Source organism: Tsuneonella dongtanensis (assembly GCF_001698205.1).
GTDB classification, from domain to species: Bacteria; Pseudomonadota; Alphaproteobacteria; order Sphingomonadales; family Sphingomonadaceae; genus Tsuneonella; species Tsuneonella dongtanensis.
The window spans coordinates 539,485-553,666 of the sequence record NZ_CP016591.1 but is presented as its reverse complement, the minus strand read 5'-3'; the positions used below and the strand labels follow the sequence as shown (position 1 = coordinate 553,666).

The window sequence follows — 14,182 nt, the reverse complement described above, 5'->3', positions numbered from 1 at the left end:
GGGACGGGTCCTATCACCGATGCCTCACCCGAACAAATCGTCCTGTCGCCGGGGCGGCTCGGGTCGTTTGGATGAAGGCTGGGCGCGCGGCTTGCGCTGGACGCCGTCGACCGGAGCGACATCGAGCGGCCCGTCGCGGAAATGCAGCGTCAGCGCGGGCTCCTTCTTCGCCGCCGCCGCCTCGACCAGCGTGCGGCCGCCGGTTCCGGTCACCCGGACGTATCCCCTGCCGAGCAGGGTATCGGGGTTGAGCGACGCCATCAGCCGCGCGGTGGCCGCCAGCCGGTCCTGCGCGCGTTCGAAGCGGTGGCGAATCAGCGCCGGCGACAGCCTTGCGCGGTCGTGCTGGAGCGCCTCGCGTGCCTGCGCCGCGCGGTCGCGCAGCCCCTGCCGCAAGCGCGCCGCAAGATCGTCGAGCCGCTGCGCCTGCGGGGCCAGCAGTGCGTCGATCCGCGGCATCCGCCTGACCCGCGCCTCGAGCCGTTCGCGTCCCAGCTCGACCGGGCGCAGCGCGCATCGCTGCTTGCGTACGGCGAAGTCGGCAAGCGTTGCGACGAGGTCGCGGCGCACCGGCACCGCCATCTCGGCCGCCGCGGTGGGCGTCGGCGCGCGGCGATCCGCGGCGAAATCGGCCAGCGTGGTATCGGTCTCGTGGCCCACGGCGCTGATCGTCGGAATCGTGGAGTCGGCGATAGCCCGGACGACCACCTCTTCGTTGAAGGCCCAGAGATCCTCGATCGATCCGCCGCCCCGCGCGACGATGAGAAGGTCGGGGCGCAGCGCATGCCCCTCGGGAAGCGCGGAGAACCCGCGCACCGCCTGCGCGACCTGCGCCGCCGCGCCCTGCCCCTGCACGAGCACCGGCCAGACCACGACCCGGCTGGGGAAACGATCGGCCAGGCGGTGGAGGATGTCGCGGATCACTGCGCCGGTGGGCGAGGTCACTACGCCGATGGTGGTCGGGATGAACGGCAGCGGCCGCTTGCGCGCGGGGTCGAACAGGCCTTCGGCCGCGAGCCGCTGGCGCGTCTTCTCGAGCAACGCCAGCAGCGCGCCCTCGCCCGCGAGTTCGAGGCTGTCGATCACGATCTGGTACTTCGAGCGACCGGGATAGGTCGTCAGCTTCCCGCTCGCGACCACTTCCAGGCCATCTTCCGGCAGGAACGCGAGCCGTTCGGCCGAGCCGCGCCACATGACCCCGTCGATGACCGCCTTGTCGTCCTTGAGCGCGCAATAGAGATGACCCGAAGCCGCGCGCTTCACGCCCGACAGCTCGCCGCGCAGCCGGACGTGGCCGAAGCGATCCTCCACGGTCCGCTTGAGCAGGTTCGAGAGCTCGGAAACGCTGAGCGGCTCGGCGTTGTCGCCGGGCCGTCCCTTCGCTACCAGCGCCCCTTCTTCGGAATACGGATCATCGGGAGCGGGCATGAACATCCTTTTGCTGGGCAGCGGCGGGCGCGAACATGCGCTCGCGTGGAAGCTCGCGCAATCCCGCCTGCTCGCCGGGACAAGCGATACCCTCTACGCCGCGCCGGGCAACCCGGGGATCGCCGAGCACGCGCTTGCGGCGAGCCTCGACGTCTCCGACCATTCCGCGGTGGTCCATTTCTGCGAGACGCACCGCATCGGCCTCGTGGTGATCGGGCCCGAAGCGCCGCTGGTCGACGGGCTTGCCGATACTCTGCGGGCTGAGGGGGTGAGCGTTTTCGGCCCCTCTCAAGCGGCCGCGCAGCTCGAGGGCAGCAAGGGTTTCACCAAGGACCTGTGCAAGCGCGCCGAGATCCCGACCGCGGGCTACGTACGTACGACCTCGCTCGACGAGGCAAAGGCCGCCCTCGCCGATTTCACCCCGCCTTATGTGCTCAAGGCCGATGGGCTCGCCGCGGGCAAAGGCGTGGTCATCGCCGAAACCAGCGAGGACGCCGAAGCCGCGCTCGCCGAGATGTTCGGGGGCCAGTTCGGCGATGCCGGCGCCGAGGTGGTGATCGAGGAGTTCATGGAGGGCGAGGAAGTGAGCTTCTTCGCACTCACCGACGGTGCCAGCGTCCTCGCCTTCGGCAGCGCTCAGGATCACAAGCGCGTGGGCGAGGGCGATACCGGACCCAACACCGGCGGCATGGGCGCCTATAGCCCCGCCCGCGTGCTCACTCCTCTGCTGCGCGGTGAAGTGATCGAGCGGATCATCGCCCCGACCGTCCGCGCGCTGGCCGACGACGGCACCCCCTATTCGGGCGTGCTCTTCGCCGGGCTCATGCTGACTTCGGAGGGGCCCAAGCTCATCGAGTACAACTGCCGCTTTGGCGATCCGGAGTGCCAGGTGCTGATGATGCGGCTGGAGGACGATCTGGGCGAAATCCTCCTCGCCTGCGCCGAGAACCGCCTCAGCCGCGTGCAGCCGGTCAAGATGAGCAAGGACATCGCGCTGACGGTCGTCATGGCCGCCGACGGTTACCCCGGCACGCCTGCCAAGGGCGGCGCAATCGACCTCGGCGACGCGGAAGCGCTGGGCGCCAAGGTCTTCCATGCCGGCACGGCGCATGCTGCGGACCAGCTCGTTGCCAACGGCGGGCGCGTGCTGAGCGTCACCGCCAAGGGCGCAACCGTTCGCGACGCGGCGCTGAAAGCCTATGCCGCTGTCGACGCGATCGACGCGCCGAGCCTGTTCTGCCGGCGCGACATTGGCTGGCGGGAGATCGCGCGCGAGATGGACGCTGGCGCGGGTGCCTGATAAGAAGGCAGAATAAGGGGTCGCGGCAACCTGGGGAGGGATAGCCGTGCCGTATCGCCATGCGCATTACTATGTCGGGTTCGTCCTGCTGGTCATTTTGACCGGCTTCTGGGCGAGCTATTTCGCACCGATCGGATCGGTGCCGCTCGCGTTCCATGTCCATGCCGTCACCGCGATGACCTGGCTGGGCTTCCTGATCGTCCAGCACGTGTCGATCCATCGCCGGATGAACGCACTGCATCGCCAGGTCGGTCTGGCGAGCTTCGCGCTCTTCCCTCTGCTGATCGTGGGCCTGACGATGATCATCAACTTCTCCGCCGATCGACTCGCGGCGAACGAAGGCGAGTTCATCGCCTACGCCGGGCCCTCATTCGCGATCGGCATGGTCATCGCCATCGTTGCCTACCTCACCCTGTTCTACCTTGCGCTCAAGAACCGGCGGAACGTGAAGCTGCACGCCGGCTACATGCTGGCGACCCCGCTGATCCTGTTCGAATCGCCGTTCAGCCGGGTCATGGGTGATTACCTGCCGTGGATGAACGTGATCGGCAGCGAAGGTCCGCAGGCCATCTTCGATACCATCGCCATCAGCGACACGCTGGCCACGATCTTCGCGCTCGCGCTCTACTTCCGCGATCGCAAGAACGGCGCGCCGTGGCTGGTCGCCTCGGCCTTCATGATGACGCAGGCGGTGGTGATGTGGGTCACCCCCGGGAGCGCGGCGGTCCGCGAGATTTTCCGCGCCTATGCCGCGGTTCCCGATGCCGTCACGTTATCGGTTGCGGCCCTGCTCGGCCTCGCCGCGTGCTGGTTCGGCTGGAAGGCCGCGCCATCGCGTCCGCGTCGTCCCGAGATGCCGGCGGCTGCCTAGCCCAGCTTTTCCGCCATAAGCGCCTTGAGGTCCGCTTCGGGCCGTGCGCCGTAGTGACTGATGATCTCCGCCGCGCAGATCGCACCGCGCTTGAGGCAGGTCTCGAGCGCTTCGCCGCGGACGTGGCCATAGAGGAAGCCCGCGGCGAACAGGTCGCCCGCGCCGGTGGTGTCGACCACCGTGGTCGGCACGGCGGGCACCTCGGCCCGCTCGCCGCCGCGCACCGCGACCGCGCCCTCGGCACTGCGGGTGACGACAAGCGTCGGGACCTTGCCGTGGAGCGCCGAGATTCCCGCCTCGAAGTCCGAAGTGCCGGTCAGCGCCTCTAGCTCGGTGTGGTTGGCGAACAGGACGTCGATCAGGCCTTCTTCGATCAGCTGGCGGAAATCGTCGCCGTGGCGGTCGATCACGAAGACCTCGGACAGCGTGAAGGCGACCTCGCGGCCCGCGGCGCGTGCAGCCCCGATCGCCCGGCGCATCGCCGCGCGCGGTTCCTCCGGGTCCCACAGGTAACCTTCGAGATAGAGCACCTTCGCCGCGGCGATGGCGTCTTCGTCGAGCGCGGCTGCGGGGAGGTACTGGCTCGCCCCGAGGAAGGTGTTCATCGTCCGCTGCGCATCGGGGGTGACGAAGATCAGGCACTGCGCGGTCGGCGGCTCCGCTTCGCTCCGGACCGGCGTGTCGAAGTCGATACCGCCGGCACGGATGTCGTGCGCGAAGACCTTGCCGAACTGGTCGTCGGCGACCTGGCCGATGAAGGCACATTTCGCGCCCAGCGCGGCGAGACCCGCCAGCGTGTTCGCCGCCGAACCGCCCGAGATTTCCTTGGCCGGCCCCATCGCGTCGTAGAGCCGCCGCGCGCCCTCAGCGTCGACCAAAGTCATCCCGCCCTTGTTCAGCGAGAGCCGCTCGATCGTCGCGTCGTCGCTCGGCGCCATGATGTCGACGATCGCGTTGCCGATGGCGATGACGTCGTAGCGGGGTTCGGTCACTCGGATATCCTTGGAAGGGGAGACAAAATCCCGGCGCGCCTAGCGGGTTGCGCCGCCGAGGCCAAGCGGTAGGACACGACGGATGGCTGGAGTCTTCTCATCGTTCGCGCGCGCATTGGGCCAGCTCGGGGATGGCCGCGTGCTGCGCGTGCTTGCCAAGAGCATGGGGGTAACGCTGGCGATCTTTGCCGCGATCGGCTTTGCCGCATGGCGCGGCGCGGCCCTCGCGATCGAACGCTATGCCGCCGGGTGGGGCGAGGTCGGCGGGCTGGTCGCCCTCCTCCTCGCGGTGATCGGGGGCTGGCTGCTGTTCCGCATCGTCGCGCTCGCGGTGCTCCAGTTCTTCGCCGACGAGGTCGTGCGCGCGGTCGAGGTGCGGTTCTATCCCGACGAGGCCGCGAACGCCCGCGACCTGCCCTTCGCCGAGGACGCGAGGAATGCGCTCGGTGGCCTGTGGCGCGCCGTGCTGGTGAATGCGCTGGCGCTGCCGGTCGCGCTGCTTCTGCTGGTCACCGGGGTCGGCACCGCGATCCTCTTCTGGGCGGTCAACGCCTGGCTGCTGGGGCGCGAGCTGATGGACATGGTCTGGTTGCGACACCGGACCTCTCCAGAGGACGCTCCGCCGCTCTCCGGCTTGACACGGTTCGCGCTGGGCGGGATCGTCGCGGGCATGTTGCTCGTGCCGTTCATCAACCTGCTGGCGCCCGTGCTGGGGGCGGCGACGGCAACCCACCTCGTCCATTCGCGCAAAGGTCGCCCGTGAACCGATTGTTTCTCCTGGCCCCGCTCGCCCTTGCCGCCTGCGGACCGTCGACGGGGACGAAAGTCGCCTCGGCCTCGGCGCCGATTCCCGTGCGCGTGACCACCGTGCCCGCGCAAAGGCCCGCTGCGCCGCCTGCCGCTGGTTTCCGCACCGCGCGGGTGATGACCCTGCCGGGGCTGGAAGGCGTGATCGGCGCGGACACCGGCGCGCTGCAGCGCCAGTTCGGCACGCCCCGGCTCGATGTGTGGGAAGGGGACGCGAGGAAGCTGCAATTCTCTGGCGAAGCCTGCGTGCTCGACGTTTACCTGTACCCGCCTGCACCGGGCGGACAGCCGCTCGCGACCTATGTCGATGCGCGGCGTGCGAGCGACGGGCTCGACGTCGACCGCGCAAGCTGCGTCAGGGCGCTGAAAAAGGGTTAGTCGCCGAACTCGAGCGGCGCTTCGGCACCGCCCTGCTTGGGCCGCGGACCGCGCGGCGGCACTGCCGGGATTGGCATACCTGCCTCAGGCGGACGGCGCCGATGCCGTCCCGGACGGTTGCGGAAGATATCCGCCATCATCGCGTCGGTGCGCTTGCGGCGCTCCCTGTCTGCGGCGTTCGAAGCCCGTACCTTGGCGAAAAGGCCGAGGGCCATCAGAAGGAGGGTTGGTGTGCGGCTCACATAGCCATCATACCATGAAACTCTCGCCGCAGCCACACGCGCCCTTGGCGTTGGGATTGGCGAACACGAAGCCGGCAGTGAAATCGTCCTCAACCCAGTCCATCGTGCTGCCGACGAGGTAGAGCACGCTCGGCCCGTCGATGTAGAACGTGCCACCCGGGGTCTCGATCCTCTCGTCGAACTTCGTTTCTTCCGTCACGTAGTCGACCGAGTAGGCGAGGCCCGAGCAGCCACGCCGCGGGGTCGACAGCTTGACGCCGATCGCGCCCTCGGGAGCCTTTGCCATGAGGTCGGCCACCCGCGCCTCGGCGGCGGGGGTCAGGATCACGGCGGCGGGGCGCTGGCGGGCGGTGGTCTGGGTCATGGTCGGTTCCGATATGGGGACTTCTTAAAGCATTCCCAGTTCGAGCCGGGCCTCGTCGGTCATCTTGTCGGGGCCCCACGGCGGGTCCCAGACGAGATTCACCTCTGCATCGCGGACGCCCGGCACGCTGCCGACGCGCAGTTCGACCTCGCCCGGCATCGATTCGGCGACCGGGCAATGCGGGGTGGTGAGCGTCATGGTGACCTTGGCGTCGCCGTCCCCGGTCACCTCGACGCCGTAGATCAGGCCGAGATCGTAGATGTTCACCGGGATTTCCGGATCGTAGATCTCCTTGAGCGCATCGACGATCGCCTCGTAGAGGTCGCCGCCGGGCTCACCCGCGTGGGCCACCTGCGGCTTCTGCGCGAGGAAGCCTTCGAGATAGTCGCGCTTGCGCTCGAGCTTTTCTGCTGCCGTTTCAACGACATCTTCGACCGAAGCACGCGGGGGCTTGGCCACGCTCTCGACTTCCTCGGTCTCGATCCGGGTTTGCTCGTTCATGAAAAAATCCTCCGGGCGCGCTCGATCCCGCGGATCAGCGCGTCGATATCGGTATGGTCGCTGTAGAGCCCGAAGCTCGCCCGCGCGGTGGCGGGAACGCCGAGATGCTCCATCAGCGGCTGGGCGCAATGGTGGCCCGCGCGGATCGCCACGTTCTCCTCGTCGAGGATCGTGCCGAGGTCGTGCGGATGGATTTCATCCACGCTGAAGCTGACGATTCCTGCACTTTCATCAGGCCCGAACAGCGTCACGTCGTTCATCGGGCGCAGCGCATCGCGCAGGTGACGAACCAGATCGGCCTCGTGGGCGTGAATCGCCTCGAGCCCGATGCCGGACACGTAATCGCAGGCAGCCGCGAAGCCGATCGCCTCGATGATCGCGGGGGTCCCGGCCTCGAACCGCTGCGGCGGCGCGGCATAGGTCGTCTCCGCGAACGTCACGCGGTCGATCATCGAGCCCCCGCCCTGCCACGGGGGCATCGCATCGAGGTGCTTCGACCACAGCGCGCCGATCCCCGTCGGACCGTAGAGCTTGTGCGCGCTGAAGGCGTAGAAGTCGCAGTCGAGCGCGGCGACATCGACAGGCATGCGCGGCACGGCCTGGCAGCCGTCGAGCAGCAGCTTCGCGCCCACCGCGTGTGCCAGCTCGGCCGCGCGCTTCGCGTCGAGCACCGAGCCGAGCACGTTGGAGACATGCGCAAAGGCGACCATCGTGTGCTCCGGCGTCAGCATCGCCTCCGCCGCGTCGAGGTCGATCCGCCCATCGGGGGTGAGTGGGCAGACGTCGACCTGCCACCCGGCAAGCTGCCACGGCACGATGTTGGAGTGGTGCTCCAGAACCGACAGCAGCACCCTGCCCTTGCGTGGATAGCTGTAGGCGACGAGGTTGATCGCCTCGGTCGCGCCGCGGGTGAAAACCAGTTCCTCCTCGCGCCCGCCGACGAAGGCTGCGACCCGCCGCCGCGCCGCTTCGTAGCCGAGGGTCATCTGGGCCGAGCGGGCATAGACCCCGCGGTGCACCGTCGCGTAGTCCGCGCCCATCGCCCGCACCGTCGCGTCGATCACGCCTCTCGGTTTCTGCGCGGTGGCAGCGGTGTCGAGGTAGTGCCAGCCGCCGGCGAGGCCGGGGAATTCGTCCTTGCGGGTCATGGCCGTCATGACGTTCATGTCCGCGAATCCAGCACCGACAGCGCCGCTTCGAGCAGTGCGTCCGGCTCGCCGTGCGCCGCGAAGGCGTCGGCGACGAACGCGCGCACCAGCAGCGCCTGCGCGGCTTCGGGCGGAAGCCCGCGCGCGGCCATGTAGAACCGCGCCGCCTCGTCCATCTGGCCGACCGCGGCGCCGTGGGCGCATTTCACGTCGTCGGCGAATATCTCGAGCTCGGGCTTGGCGTTGGCCGAGGCGCCGCGTTCGAGCAGCAGGCCCTTGAAGCTCTGCGCCGCATCGGTCTTCTGCGCATCGCGCGCGACCGCGAGGCGGCCGAGGAAATTGCCCACGGAAGCTCCCCAGTGGACGCTGCGCACGACCTGGTTGCTGGTCGCGTTCGGCTCGGCGTGGTTCACCCGCGTGACGATCTCGCGCACGGCATCGCCGCCGCCGATGGTGACGCCGCCGAGTTCGAAATGGGCGCCGTCATGCAGCGTCACCTCGACCTCGAGCCGGGTGTAGGCGGGCGCCGAGAGGACCGCGAAGAGCTCGGCCCGCGCGCCCGCCCCCACGTCGATCCGCACGCGGTGGACGCCGGGATGGCCGGCATCGAGCACAAGGTCCTTCGCCCGCGTCTCGCCGGGAGCGAGCACGGTGTCGTGCCACGCGTCGAGGTCGGCGGGGACGAGCGCCTCCAGCGCCGCCGGGTCGGCATAGCGCCAGTCCTCGTCATGCGTGGTGGGGCGCCCTTCGAGCATCACGCGCCCTTCCCGCGCTTCAGCGCGAGTTCGGCGATACCCTGCCCGCGGTGCCGGGTCATGCATGTCTGCAGCGAATCGAGCTTGGCGCGCATCCGCAGCTTCTTGTCGTCCTCGGTCCCCTTGCCGTCGGCGATCGCCTTCAGCTCGGGATAGGCGGGTTTCACGCAGGTAAGCGTGGCGAAGCACCCGATCTTGTCGACCTCCTCGTCGCCCGAAGTCTTGACCGTGCGGCAGGCGAGCTTGCCGTCGACCGCGGCCCAGGTCCCGCGCCATTGGCGCAGCTTCTCGGTGATCACCGGCACCTGCGCGGCGACCTTGGGGTCGACCTTGGAGGTGTCCACCCCCGCAGGCGCGGCGGCTTGCGCAAGCACGAACAGGACGGACGCGAGCATGCTCATGCCGCGACCGCCTCGTAGCCCTCGCGTTCGAGCTCGAGCGCGAGTTCGGGTCCGCCCGATTTCACGATGCGGCCCTTCGACAGGATGTGCACCCGGTCGGGCTGCACGATGTCGAGCAGGCGCTGGTAGTGGGTGATCAGCAGCACCGCCTTGTCGGGCTTGCGCATGATCGTGTTGATCCCTTCGCCGACGACGCGCAGCGCATCGATGTCGAGGCCGCTGTCGGTCTCGTCGAGCACAGCCAGCTTCGGGTCGAGGATGCCCATGTGGACCATCTCGGCGCGCTTCTTCTCGCCGCCCGAGAAGCCGACGTTCACCTGCCGCTTGAGCATGTCCATGTCGAGCTGGAGCAGCCCCGCCTTCTCGCGCGCGAGCTTGAGGAAATCGCCGCCCGACAGCGGCTCCTCACCGCGCGCCTTGCGCTGGGCGTTCAGCGCTTCGCGCAGGAACTGGACGTTCGACACGCCGGGAATTTCGACCGGGTATTGGAAACCGAGGAACAGGCCAGCGGCGGCGCGCTCGTGCGGGTCCATCGCCAGCAGGTCCTCGCCGTCCAGCATGGCCGACCCCGCGGTCACTTCGTAACCGGGCCGTCCGCCGAGCGTGTAGGCGAGCGTCGACTTGCCCGCGCCGTTCGGGCCCATGATCGCGTGGACCTCGCCCGCGCCGATCTCGAGGCTGAGGCCGCGCAGGATCTCGGTCTCGCCGACCATGGTGTGGAGGTTGTCGATCTTGAGCAGGGTCATGAGGAGAATCCGGAAAAGTTGGCGACCGCATGGGCGATCTCGGCGTCGAGCTTGCGCGCGACCGCAGCCTTCGCGTCAGGCCCGGCGGCGGCGGCCATGCGGTGTTCGCGCACGCGCTTGATCTGCGCGCCGCAGAACGCGCGCACCTCGATCACTTTGGCGGCAAGCTGGGTCTGCCCGGGCGAGGTCGCGCCCGCGAGCAGACATCCGCGCAGGCGCGATTCGGCCAGGTCGGGCGGCACGTCGTCGGCGAGGGCAGGGGCGGCGAGGCCGAGGGCGAGCGCCGCAAGGGCGATGGGACGGATCATTCGCGGTTCTCCCGTGGCCGGCGGTTCGGCCGCTCGTAGTCCTGCCTGGGGTTCGCCGCGGCGTGTTCGCGCGCGCGGGTCTTCTTGTCGGCGATGCGCATCCGCATGCCCGCGGTGATGCGGGCGAGGACTGCGTCCATGTCATTCAGCACATCTGCCGCCGCGATCCGCATCACCTTGATGCCGACCGCGTTCAGGCTCTTGTCGCGGCGCTTGGCGATCACCGGGTCCTCGCCCTCCTCGTCGAGCATGATCGCCATGCCGAGCGTGGGGCTGCCGAAATCGACGATCGCGCTGCCGATCACCGCGTGGCGGGTGAATTTCCACTTGCCGAGGTCGGCCTTGGCGAACCGCTCGGCGAGCGCCTTGTGTGCCGGGCTCGAATGCCGCCGCTTCTCGCGCGCCATGTCGTGCAGCGCATCGAGCCGCTTCTCCGAGATTTCCCACCCGCGACCCTTCTTCTTGATCGCCGGTTCGGCATCGGCGGTCTCGTCGGGCGAGCGGAGCTGGAGGGTTTTGCGGTTAGTCATTGGCTTTCGCTCTTGCGATGAGTGCCAGCGCGAGCAGACCGGCGACGATTACCCACGGCAAATAAACCACTGTAACAGTGAACGGGTTGACCGGCGGCAAGTACGGAAAGCCGAGCATAAGAAAGCCGATCAGGAGACCAGCGCCCGATATGGCGAGCCATACGCCAAGCAGGATTCCGATCGAAAGGTGTCTCACCCCACACTCCCTTCTAAGGAGATCGCCAGCAGCTTCTGCGCCTCGACGGCGAATTCCATCGGCAGCTCTTTCAGCACCTCTTTCGCGAAGCCGTTGACGATCAGCGCCACGGCTTCCTCCTGCCCGAGCCCGCGCTGCATGGCGTAGAACAGCTGGTCGTCGCTGATCTTGCTGGTGGTCGCCTCGTGCTCGATCTGCGCGGTGGGGTTCTTGACCTCGATGTAGGGCACGGTGTGCGCGCCGCACTTGTCGCCGAGCAGCAGCGAATCGCACTGGGTGAAGTTGCGCACCCCGTCGGCATTGGCGGCGACGCGGACGAGGCCGCGGTAGGTGTTGTTGCTCTTGCCCGCCGAGATGCCCTTCGAGATGATCGTCGAGCGGCTGCCGCTGCCGTTGTGGATCATCTTGGTGCCGGTGTCGGCCTGCTGGAAGTTGTTGGTCACCGCGACCGAGTAGAACTCTCCGACCGAATCCTTCCCGTTGAGCACGCAGCTCGGGTACTTCCACGTCACCGCGCTGCCGGTTTCGACCTGGGTCCAACTGATCTTGGCTCTCGCGCCCTGGCACAGCCCGCGCTTGGTGACGAAGTTGTAGATCCCGCCCTTGCCCTCGGCGTTGCCGGGGTACCAGTTCTGCACGGTCGAGTACTTGATCTCGGCGTCTTCCATCGCGACCAGCTCGACCACCGCAGCGTGGAGCTGGTTCTCGTCGCGCATCGGCGCGGTGCAGCCTTCGAGATAGCTGACGTAGCTGCCCTTTTCGGCGACGATCAGCGTGCGTTCGAACTGGCCGGTGTTCTCCGCATTGATGCGGAAATAGGTGCTGAGCTCCATCGGGCAGCGCACGCCTTCGGGGATGTAGACGAACGTCCCGTCGGAGAAGACCGCGCAGTTCAATGTCGCGAAGTAGTTGTCGTGCTGCGGCACCACCTTGCCGAGCCACTTCTTCACGAGGTCGGGGTATTCCTTGATCGCCTCGCTGATCGAGCGGAAGATCACACCCGCGCGTTCGAGCTCGGCGCGGAAGGTGGTTGCGACGCTGACGCTGTCGAACACCGCGTCGACCGCGACCTTGCGCGCACCTTCGACCCCGGCGAGCACTTCCTGCTCGGCCACCGGGATGCCCAGCTTGTCGTAGACCGCCTTGATTTCGGGATCGAGCTCGTCGAGCGAGGCGAGCGTCGGCTTCTTCTTCGGCGCGGCGTAGTAGTACGCGTCCTGGTAGTCGATCGGCGGGTAGCCGAGCTTGGCCCAGTCGGGCTCCTTCATCGTCTGCCACAGGCGGAACGCCTTCAGGCGCCACTCGAGCATCCACTCGGGCTCGCCCTTCTTGGCGCTGATGAAGCGGACGGTGTCTTCGCTGAGGCCCTTCTCGGCGAATTCGGTCTCGATGTCGGCCGACCAGCCGTGTTCGTAGTCGGCGGCCTTCGCGGCGGCCTCGCGCGCTTCGCGGTCCTGGATGTCTGCGCCGTCGCTCATTGCGCGGTCTCCGCTCGATAATCCTGCGCCAGCCGCGTCAGCGGGACGCCGGCCAGCGCGCCCCTCAGCGTTTCGTTGACCAGCGGCCAGTGCGGCCGGACGCGGCAGTCGTGATCGACCGCACACTCGCCATCGATGCACGCGGCGAGCGCGATCGGGCCCTCGACCGCCTCGACGATATCGGCCAGCGTGATCGCCGCCGCGGGCCGGGCGAGCTGCAATCCGCCGTGCGCCCCGCGCACCGAGCGCAGGAGACCGGCGGCGGTCAGCTTGCTCACCACTTTCGCCACCGTCGGGCCGGGCAGGCCGGTTTCCGCCGCCAGCTCGCCCGCACTCGTCCGCCCCCCGCCGCAATGGCGGGCCGCGGCGCTCATCGTGACGACGGCGTAATCGGCGAGATTCGAAAGACGCATGGGTTCCTTGCCGGGCCCTGTGCGCGACAGCGCTGCGGGCTAATTCGGAATGATTCGTTCCGAATTGCAGCTAGGCGTCATCGTCGTCGCTTTCAAGTCGCGGGAGCGGGGCCACGTTGGGCTCGATCTCGCGGAAATTGCGCACGTCGAGCAGCGTCCGGACGATCGAATCGTCGTCCGCCAGCAACCGGGAGGGGGTCCGGCCGGTGAACTCGCGAATCTCGCGGATCATGTGCGACTGGTCGTAGAACTCGTCGGTCAGCGCGGCGACGCGAGCGTCGCTGACCCCCGGTTCGGAGAGCAGGGCCACCACGCGGGTCGCGCGGTAGGCGCGGACGAGGTGGGTCGGGCTCGATCCAAAATACCGGGCCACGATCCGCTGGACCTGGCGCGGCGAATAGCTGCTCGAATCGTACAGCGCCTGCACCGGCGGATGGAGGCTCGACCCCAGCCATGCCGTCACTTGTCCCACCACTTCCATGTGCGCCTTGGGAAGGGGACGCAGCCGGGCCCGCACGAACTCGTCGGCCATCTCGGCGAGGGCGCTTCCATCGGTCGTGGGGTCGCGCTCGTACGCGGCGCGAACCGCTGCGCCGAGCTCTCCGGCACCCGGTCCAAGCACCGCATTGGCATCGTGAAGCCGGTCCGCCGCCTTGTCGGCCGCAAGCCCGGTCAGCGCCGCCCAGCCAAGCGCGGACAGGGCAGCGCCGAACGTATGGAACGGGCCCTCGACATCGAAAGGCGCGGCTACGGTCGTCGGACCCTGCAGGGTCTCGGGAAACGATCGGTCGGTCCGGCCGTGGGGATAGAGCATGCGGCCGTGCCCGCGCAGGTAGACCTGCAGCTGGCCGACCGCGGCCGGCTGGACATCGCGAATGACGTGCTCGTCGCAGCGGAACAGGAAATAGGTGGTGACGAACGGCTGCAGATCTGCGGCAGGCGGGAGATAGGTCAGGCTCATCTTCTCGGCGGCCGTCAGGCCGGCCTCAGCGCCATCAACCGCGTTGGTCCACGCGGCGTCCCCGGTCGCCCGATCCATTGCACGCTTCCCCGAATTCCACTCCGCAACCCTGCCGGTGCCGGTAAAGGCAACCACGCCCTCGATCAATCTGTCGCCGACCGTGGAGCCATTCATATCGCGAAAAAAAGGCGGCCCCTGCCGAAGCCGGGGCCGCCATTGAGTGGAGGAACTCGTTGCCGTTCAAAGCTTCGAGCCCTTCGGGTCGCAGCGGCTGATTAGCCCGATTCGCTTGGGGGTGATTGTATGAAAGCGACGGAAACCGGGTCGCTTCGATGACAATCGTTGTAGGATTTGGACAATTTG

General features: G+C 68.1%; 19 protein-coding genes. 4 read left to right on the top strand and 15 right to left on the bottom strand.

Annotation, left to right across the window (positions count from 1 at the left end):
* Positions 1 to 24: 24 nt before the first annotated feature.
* The gene (xseA, locus tag A6F68_RS02695) at positions 25 to 1,428 is read right to left on the bottom strand and encodes an exodeoxyribonuclease VII large subunit (RefSeq protein ID WP_067675993.1); all 1,404 of its coding nucleotides are present in this window, start codon (positions 1,426 to 1,428) and stop codon (positions 25 to 27) included.
* Between xseA and purD the strand changes: the two genes are divergently transcribed.
* Both purD and A6F68_RS02685 read left to right on the top strand, forming a co-directional pair.
* A complete protein-coding gene (gene purD, locus A6F68_RS02690; protein WP_067675989.1) occupies positions 1,427 to 2,728 on the top strand; it encodes a phosphoribosylamine--glycine ligase in 1,302 nt (433 codons plus the stop codon). The two genes, xseA and purD, sit on opposite strands and share 2 nt — an antisense overlap.
* A gap of 46 nt (positions 2,729 to 2,774) precedes the next feature.
* Entirely contained in the window at positions 2,775 to 3,599 is an 825-nt protein-coding gene (locus A6F68_RS02685; protein WP_067675986.1) for a hypothetical protein, read from the top strand.
* Here the strand turns inward: A6F68_RS02685 and A6F68_RS02680 are convergent.
* Complete coding sequence (locus A6F68_RS02680; protein WP_067675983.1) at positions 3,596 to 4,591, bottom strand: adenosine kinase; 996 nt, start codon at positions 4,589 to 4,591, stop codon at positions 3,596 to 3,598. The genes A6F68_RS02685 and A6F68_RS02680 overlap by 4 nt on opposite strands.
* Before the next feature lie 82 nt (positions 4,592 to 4,673).
* Here A6F68_RS02680 and A6F68_RS02675 point away from each other — a divergent pair, with 82 nt between their 5' ends.
* Both A6F68_RS02675 and A6F68_RS02670 read left to right on the top strand, forming a co-directional pair.
* Entirely contained in the window at positions 4,674 to 5,354 is a 681-nt protein-coding gene (locus tag A6F68_RS02675; protein ID WP_067675979.1) for an EI24 domain-containing protein, read from the top strand.
* Positions 5,351 to 5,776, top strand: a complete 426-nt coding sequence (locus A6F68_RS02670) for a hypothetical protein (RefSeq protein ID WP_067675976.1) — start codon at positions 5,351 to 5,353, stop codon at positions 5,774 to 5,776. Before A6F68_RS02675 ends, A6F68_RS02670 begins: the two co-directional genes overlap by 4 nt.
* Here A6F68_RS02670 and A6F68_RS02665 read toward each other — a convergent pair.
* The 13 genes from A6F68_RS02665 to A6F68_RS02605 all read right to left on the bottom strand — a co-directional run bounded on the left by A6F68_RS02665 (position 5,773) and on the right by A6F68_RS02605 (position 13,993).
* Complete coding sequence (locus tag A6F68_RS02665) at positions 5,773 to 5,991, bottom strand: hypothetical protein (protein ID WP_067675973.1); 219 nt, start codon at positions 5,989 to 5,991, stop codon at positions 5,773 to 5,775. The genes A6F68_RS02670 and A6F68_RS02665 overlap by 4 nt on opposite strands.
* 34 nt (positions 5,992 to 6,025) lie before the next feature.
* Positions 6,026 to 6,382 (bottom strand): HesB/IscA family protein, encoded by a 357-nt coding sequence (locus tag A6F68_RS02660; protein ID WP_067675970.1) that lies wholly within the window; start codon positions 6,380 to 6,382, stop codon positions 6,026 to 6,028.
* Between the two features lie 24 nt (positions 6,383 to 6,406).
* On the bottom strand, positions 6,407 to 6,883 hold the full coding sequence (locus tag A6F68_RS02655; protein ID WP_067675967.1) for an SUF system Fe-S cluster assembly protein: 477 nt from the start codon (positions 6,881 to 6,883) through the stop codon (positions 6,407 to 6,409).
* Positions 6,880 to 8,049 carry an aminotransferase class V-fold PLP-dependent enzyme gene (locus A6F68_RS02650; RefSeq protein ID WP_067675964.1) on the bottom strand — a complete coding sequence of 390 codons (1,170 nt, stop codon included), beginning with the start codon at positions 8,047 to 8,049 and terminating at the stop codon, positions 6,880 to 6,882. The genes A6F68_RS02655 and A6F68_RS02650 overlap by 4 nt, the downstream gene beginning before the upstream one ends.
* On the bottom strand, positions 8,046 to 8,786 hold the full coding sequence (locus tag A6F68_RS02645) for a SufD family Fe-S cluster assembly protein (RefSeq protein WP_067675961.1): 741 nt from the start codon (positions 8,784 to 8,786) through the stop codon (positions 8,046 to 8,048). The genes A6F68_RS02650 and A6F68_RS02645 overlap by 4 nt, the downstream gene beginning before the upstream one ends.
* On the bottom strand, positions 8,786 to 9,187 hold the full coding sequence (locus tag A6F68_RS02640; protein ID WP_067675958.1) for a hypothetical protein: 402 nt from the start codon (positions 9,185 to 9,187) through the stop codon (positions 8,786 to 8,788). The genes A6F68_RS02645 and A6F68_RS02640 overlap by 1 nt, the downstream gene beginning before the upstream one ends.
* Positions 9,184 to 9,927, bottom strand: coding sequence for a Fe-S cluster assembly ATPase SufC (gene sufC / locus A6F68_RS02635; RefSeq protein WP_067681913.1), 744 nt, complete (start codon positions 9,925 to 9,927; stop codon positions 9,184 to 9,186). Before sufC ends, A6F68_RS02640 begins: the two co-directional genes overlap by 4 nt.
* A 2-nt stretch (positions 9,928 to 9,929) precedes the next feature.
* Complete coding sequence (locus tag A6F68_RS02630) at positions 9,930 to 10,241, bottom strand: hypothetical protein (RefSeq protein WP_067675955.1); 312 nt, start codon at positions 10,239 to 10,241, stop codon at positions 9,930 to 9,932.
* Positions 10,238 to 10,771, bottom strand: a complete 534-nt coding sequence (locus tag A6F68_RS02625; protein ID WP_067675952.1) for an endonuclease domain-containing protein — start codon at positions 10,769 to 10,771, stop codon at positions 10,238 to 10,240. The genes A6F68_RS02630 and A6F68_RS02625 overlap by 4 nt, the downstream gene beginning before the upstream one ends.
* Complete coding sequence (locus A6F68_RS02620; protein WP_067675949.1) at positions 10,764 to 10,967, bottom strand: hypothetical protein; 204 nt, start codon at positions 10,965 to 10,967, stop codon at positions 10,764 to 10,766. The genes A6F68_RS02625 and A6F68_RS02620 overlap by 8 nt, the downstream gene beginning before the upstream one ends.
* Entirely contained in the window at positions 10,964 to 12,445 is a 1,482-nt protein-coding gene (gene sufB, locus A6F68_RS02615; protein WP_067675946.1) for a Fe-S cluster assembly protein SufB, read from the bottom strand. Before sufB ends, A6F68_RS02620 begins: the two co-directional genes overlap by 4 nt.
* Positions 12,442 to 12,858, bottom strand: coding sequence for an RrF2 family transcriptional regulator (locus A6F68_RS02610; RefSeq protein WP_067675943.1), 417 nt, complete (start codon positions 12,856 to 12,858; stop codon positions 12,442 to 12,444). The genes sufB and A6F68_RS02610 overlap by 4 nt, the downstream gene beginning before the upstream one ends.
* Positions 12,859 to 12,928: 70 nt before the next feature.
* Positions 12,929 to 13,993: an AraC family transcriptional regulator gene (locus A6F68_RS02605; protein WP_067675940.1), complete on the bottom strand. Its 1,065-nt coding sequence runs from the start codon at positions 13,991 to 13,993 to the stop codon at positions 12,929 to 12,931.
* Positions 13,994 to 14,182: the final 189 nt, after the last annotated feature.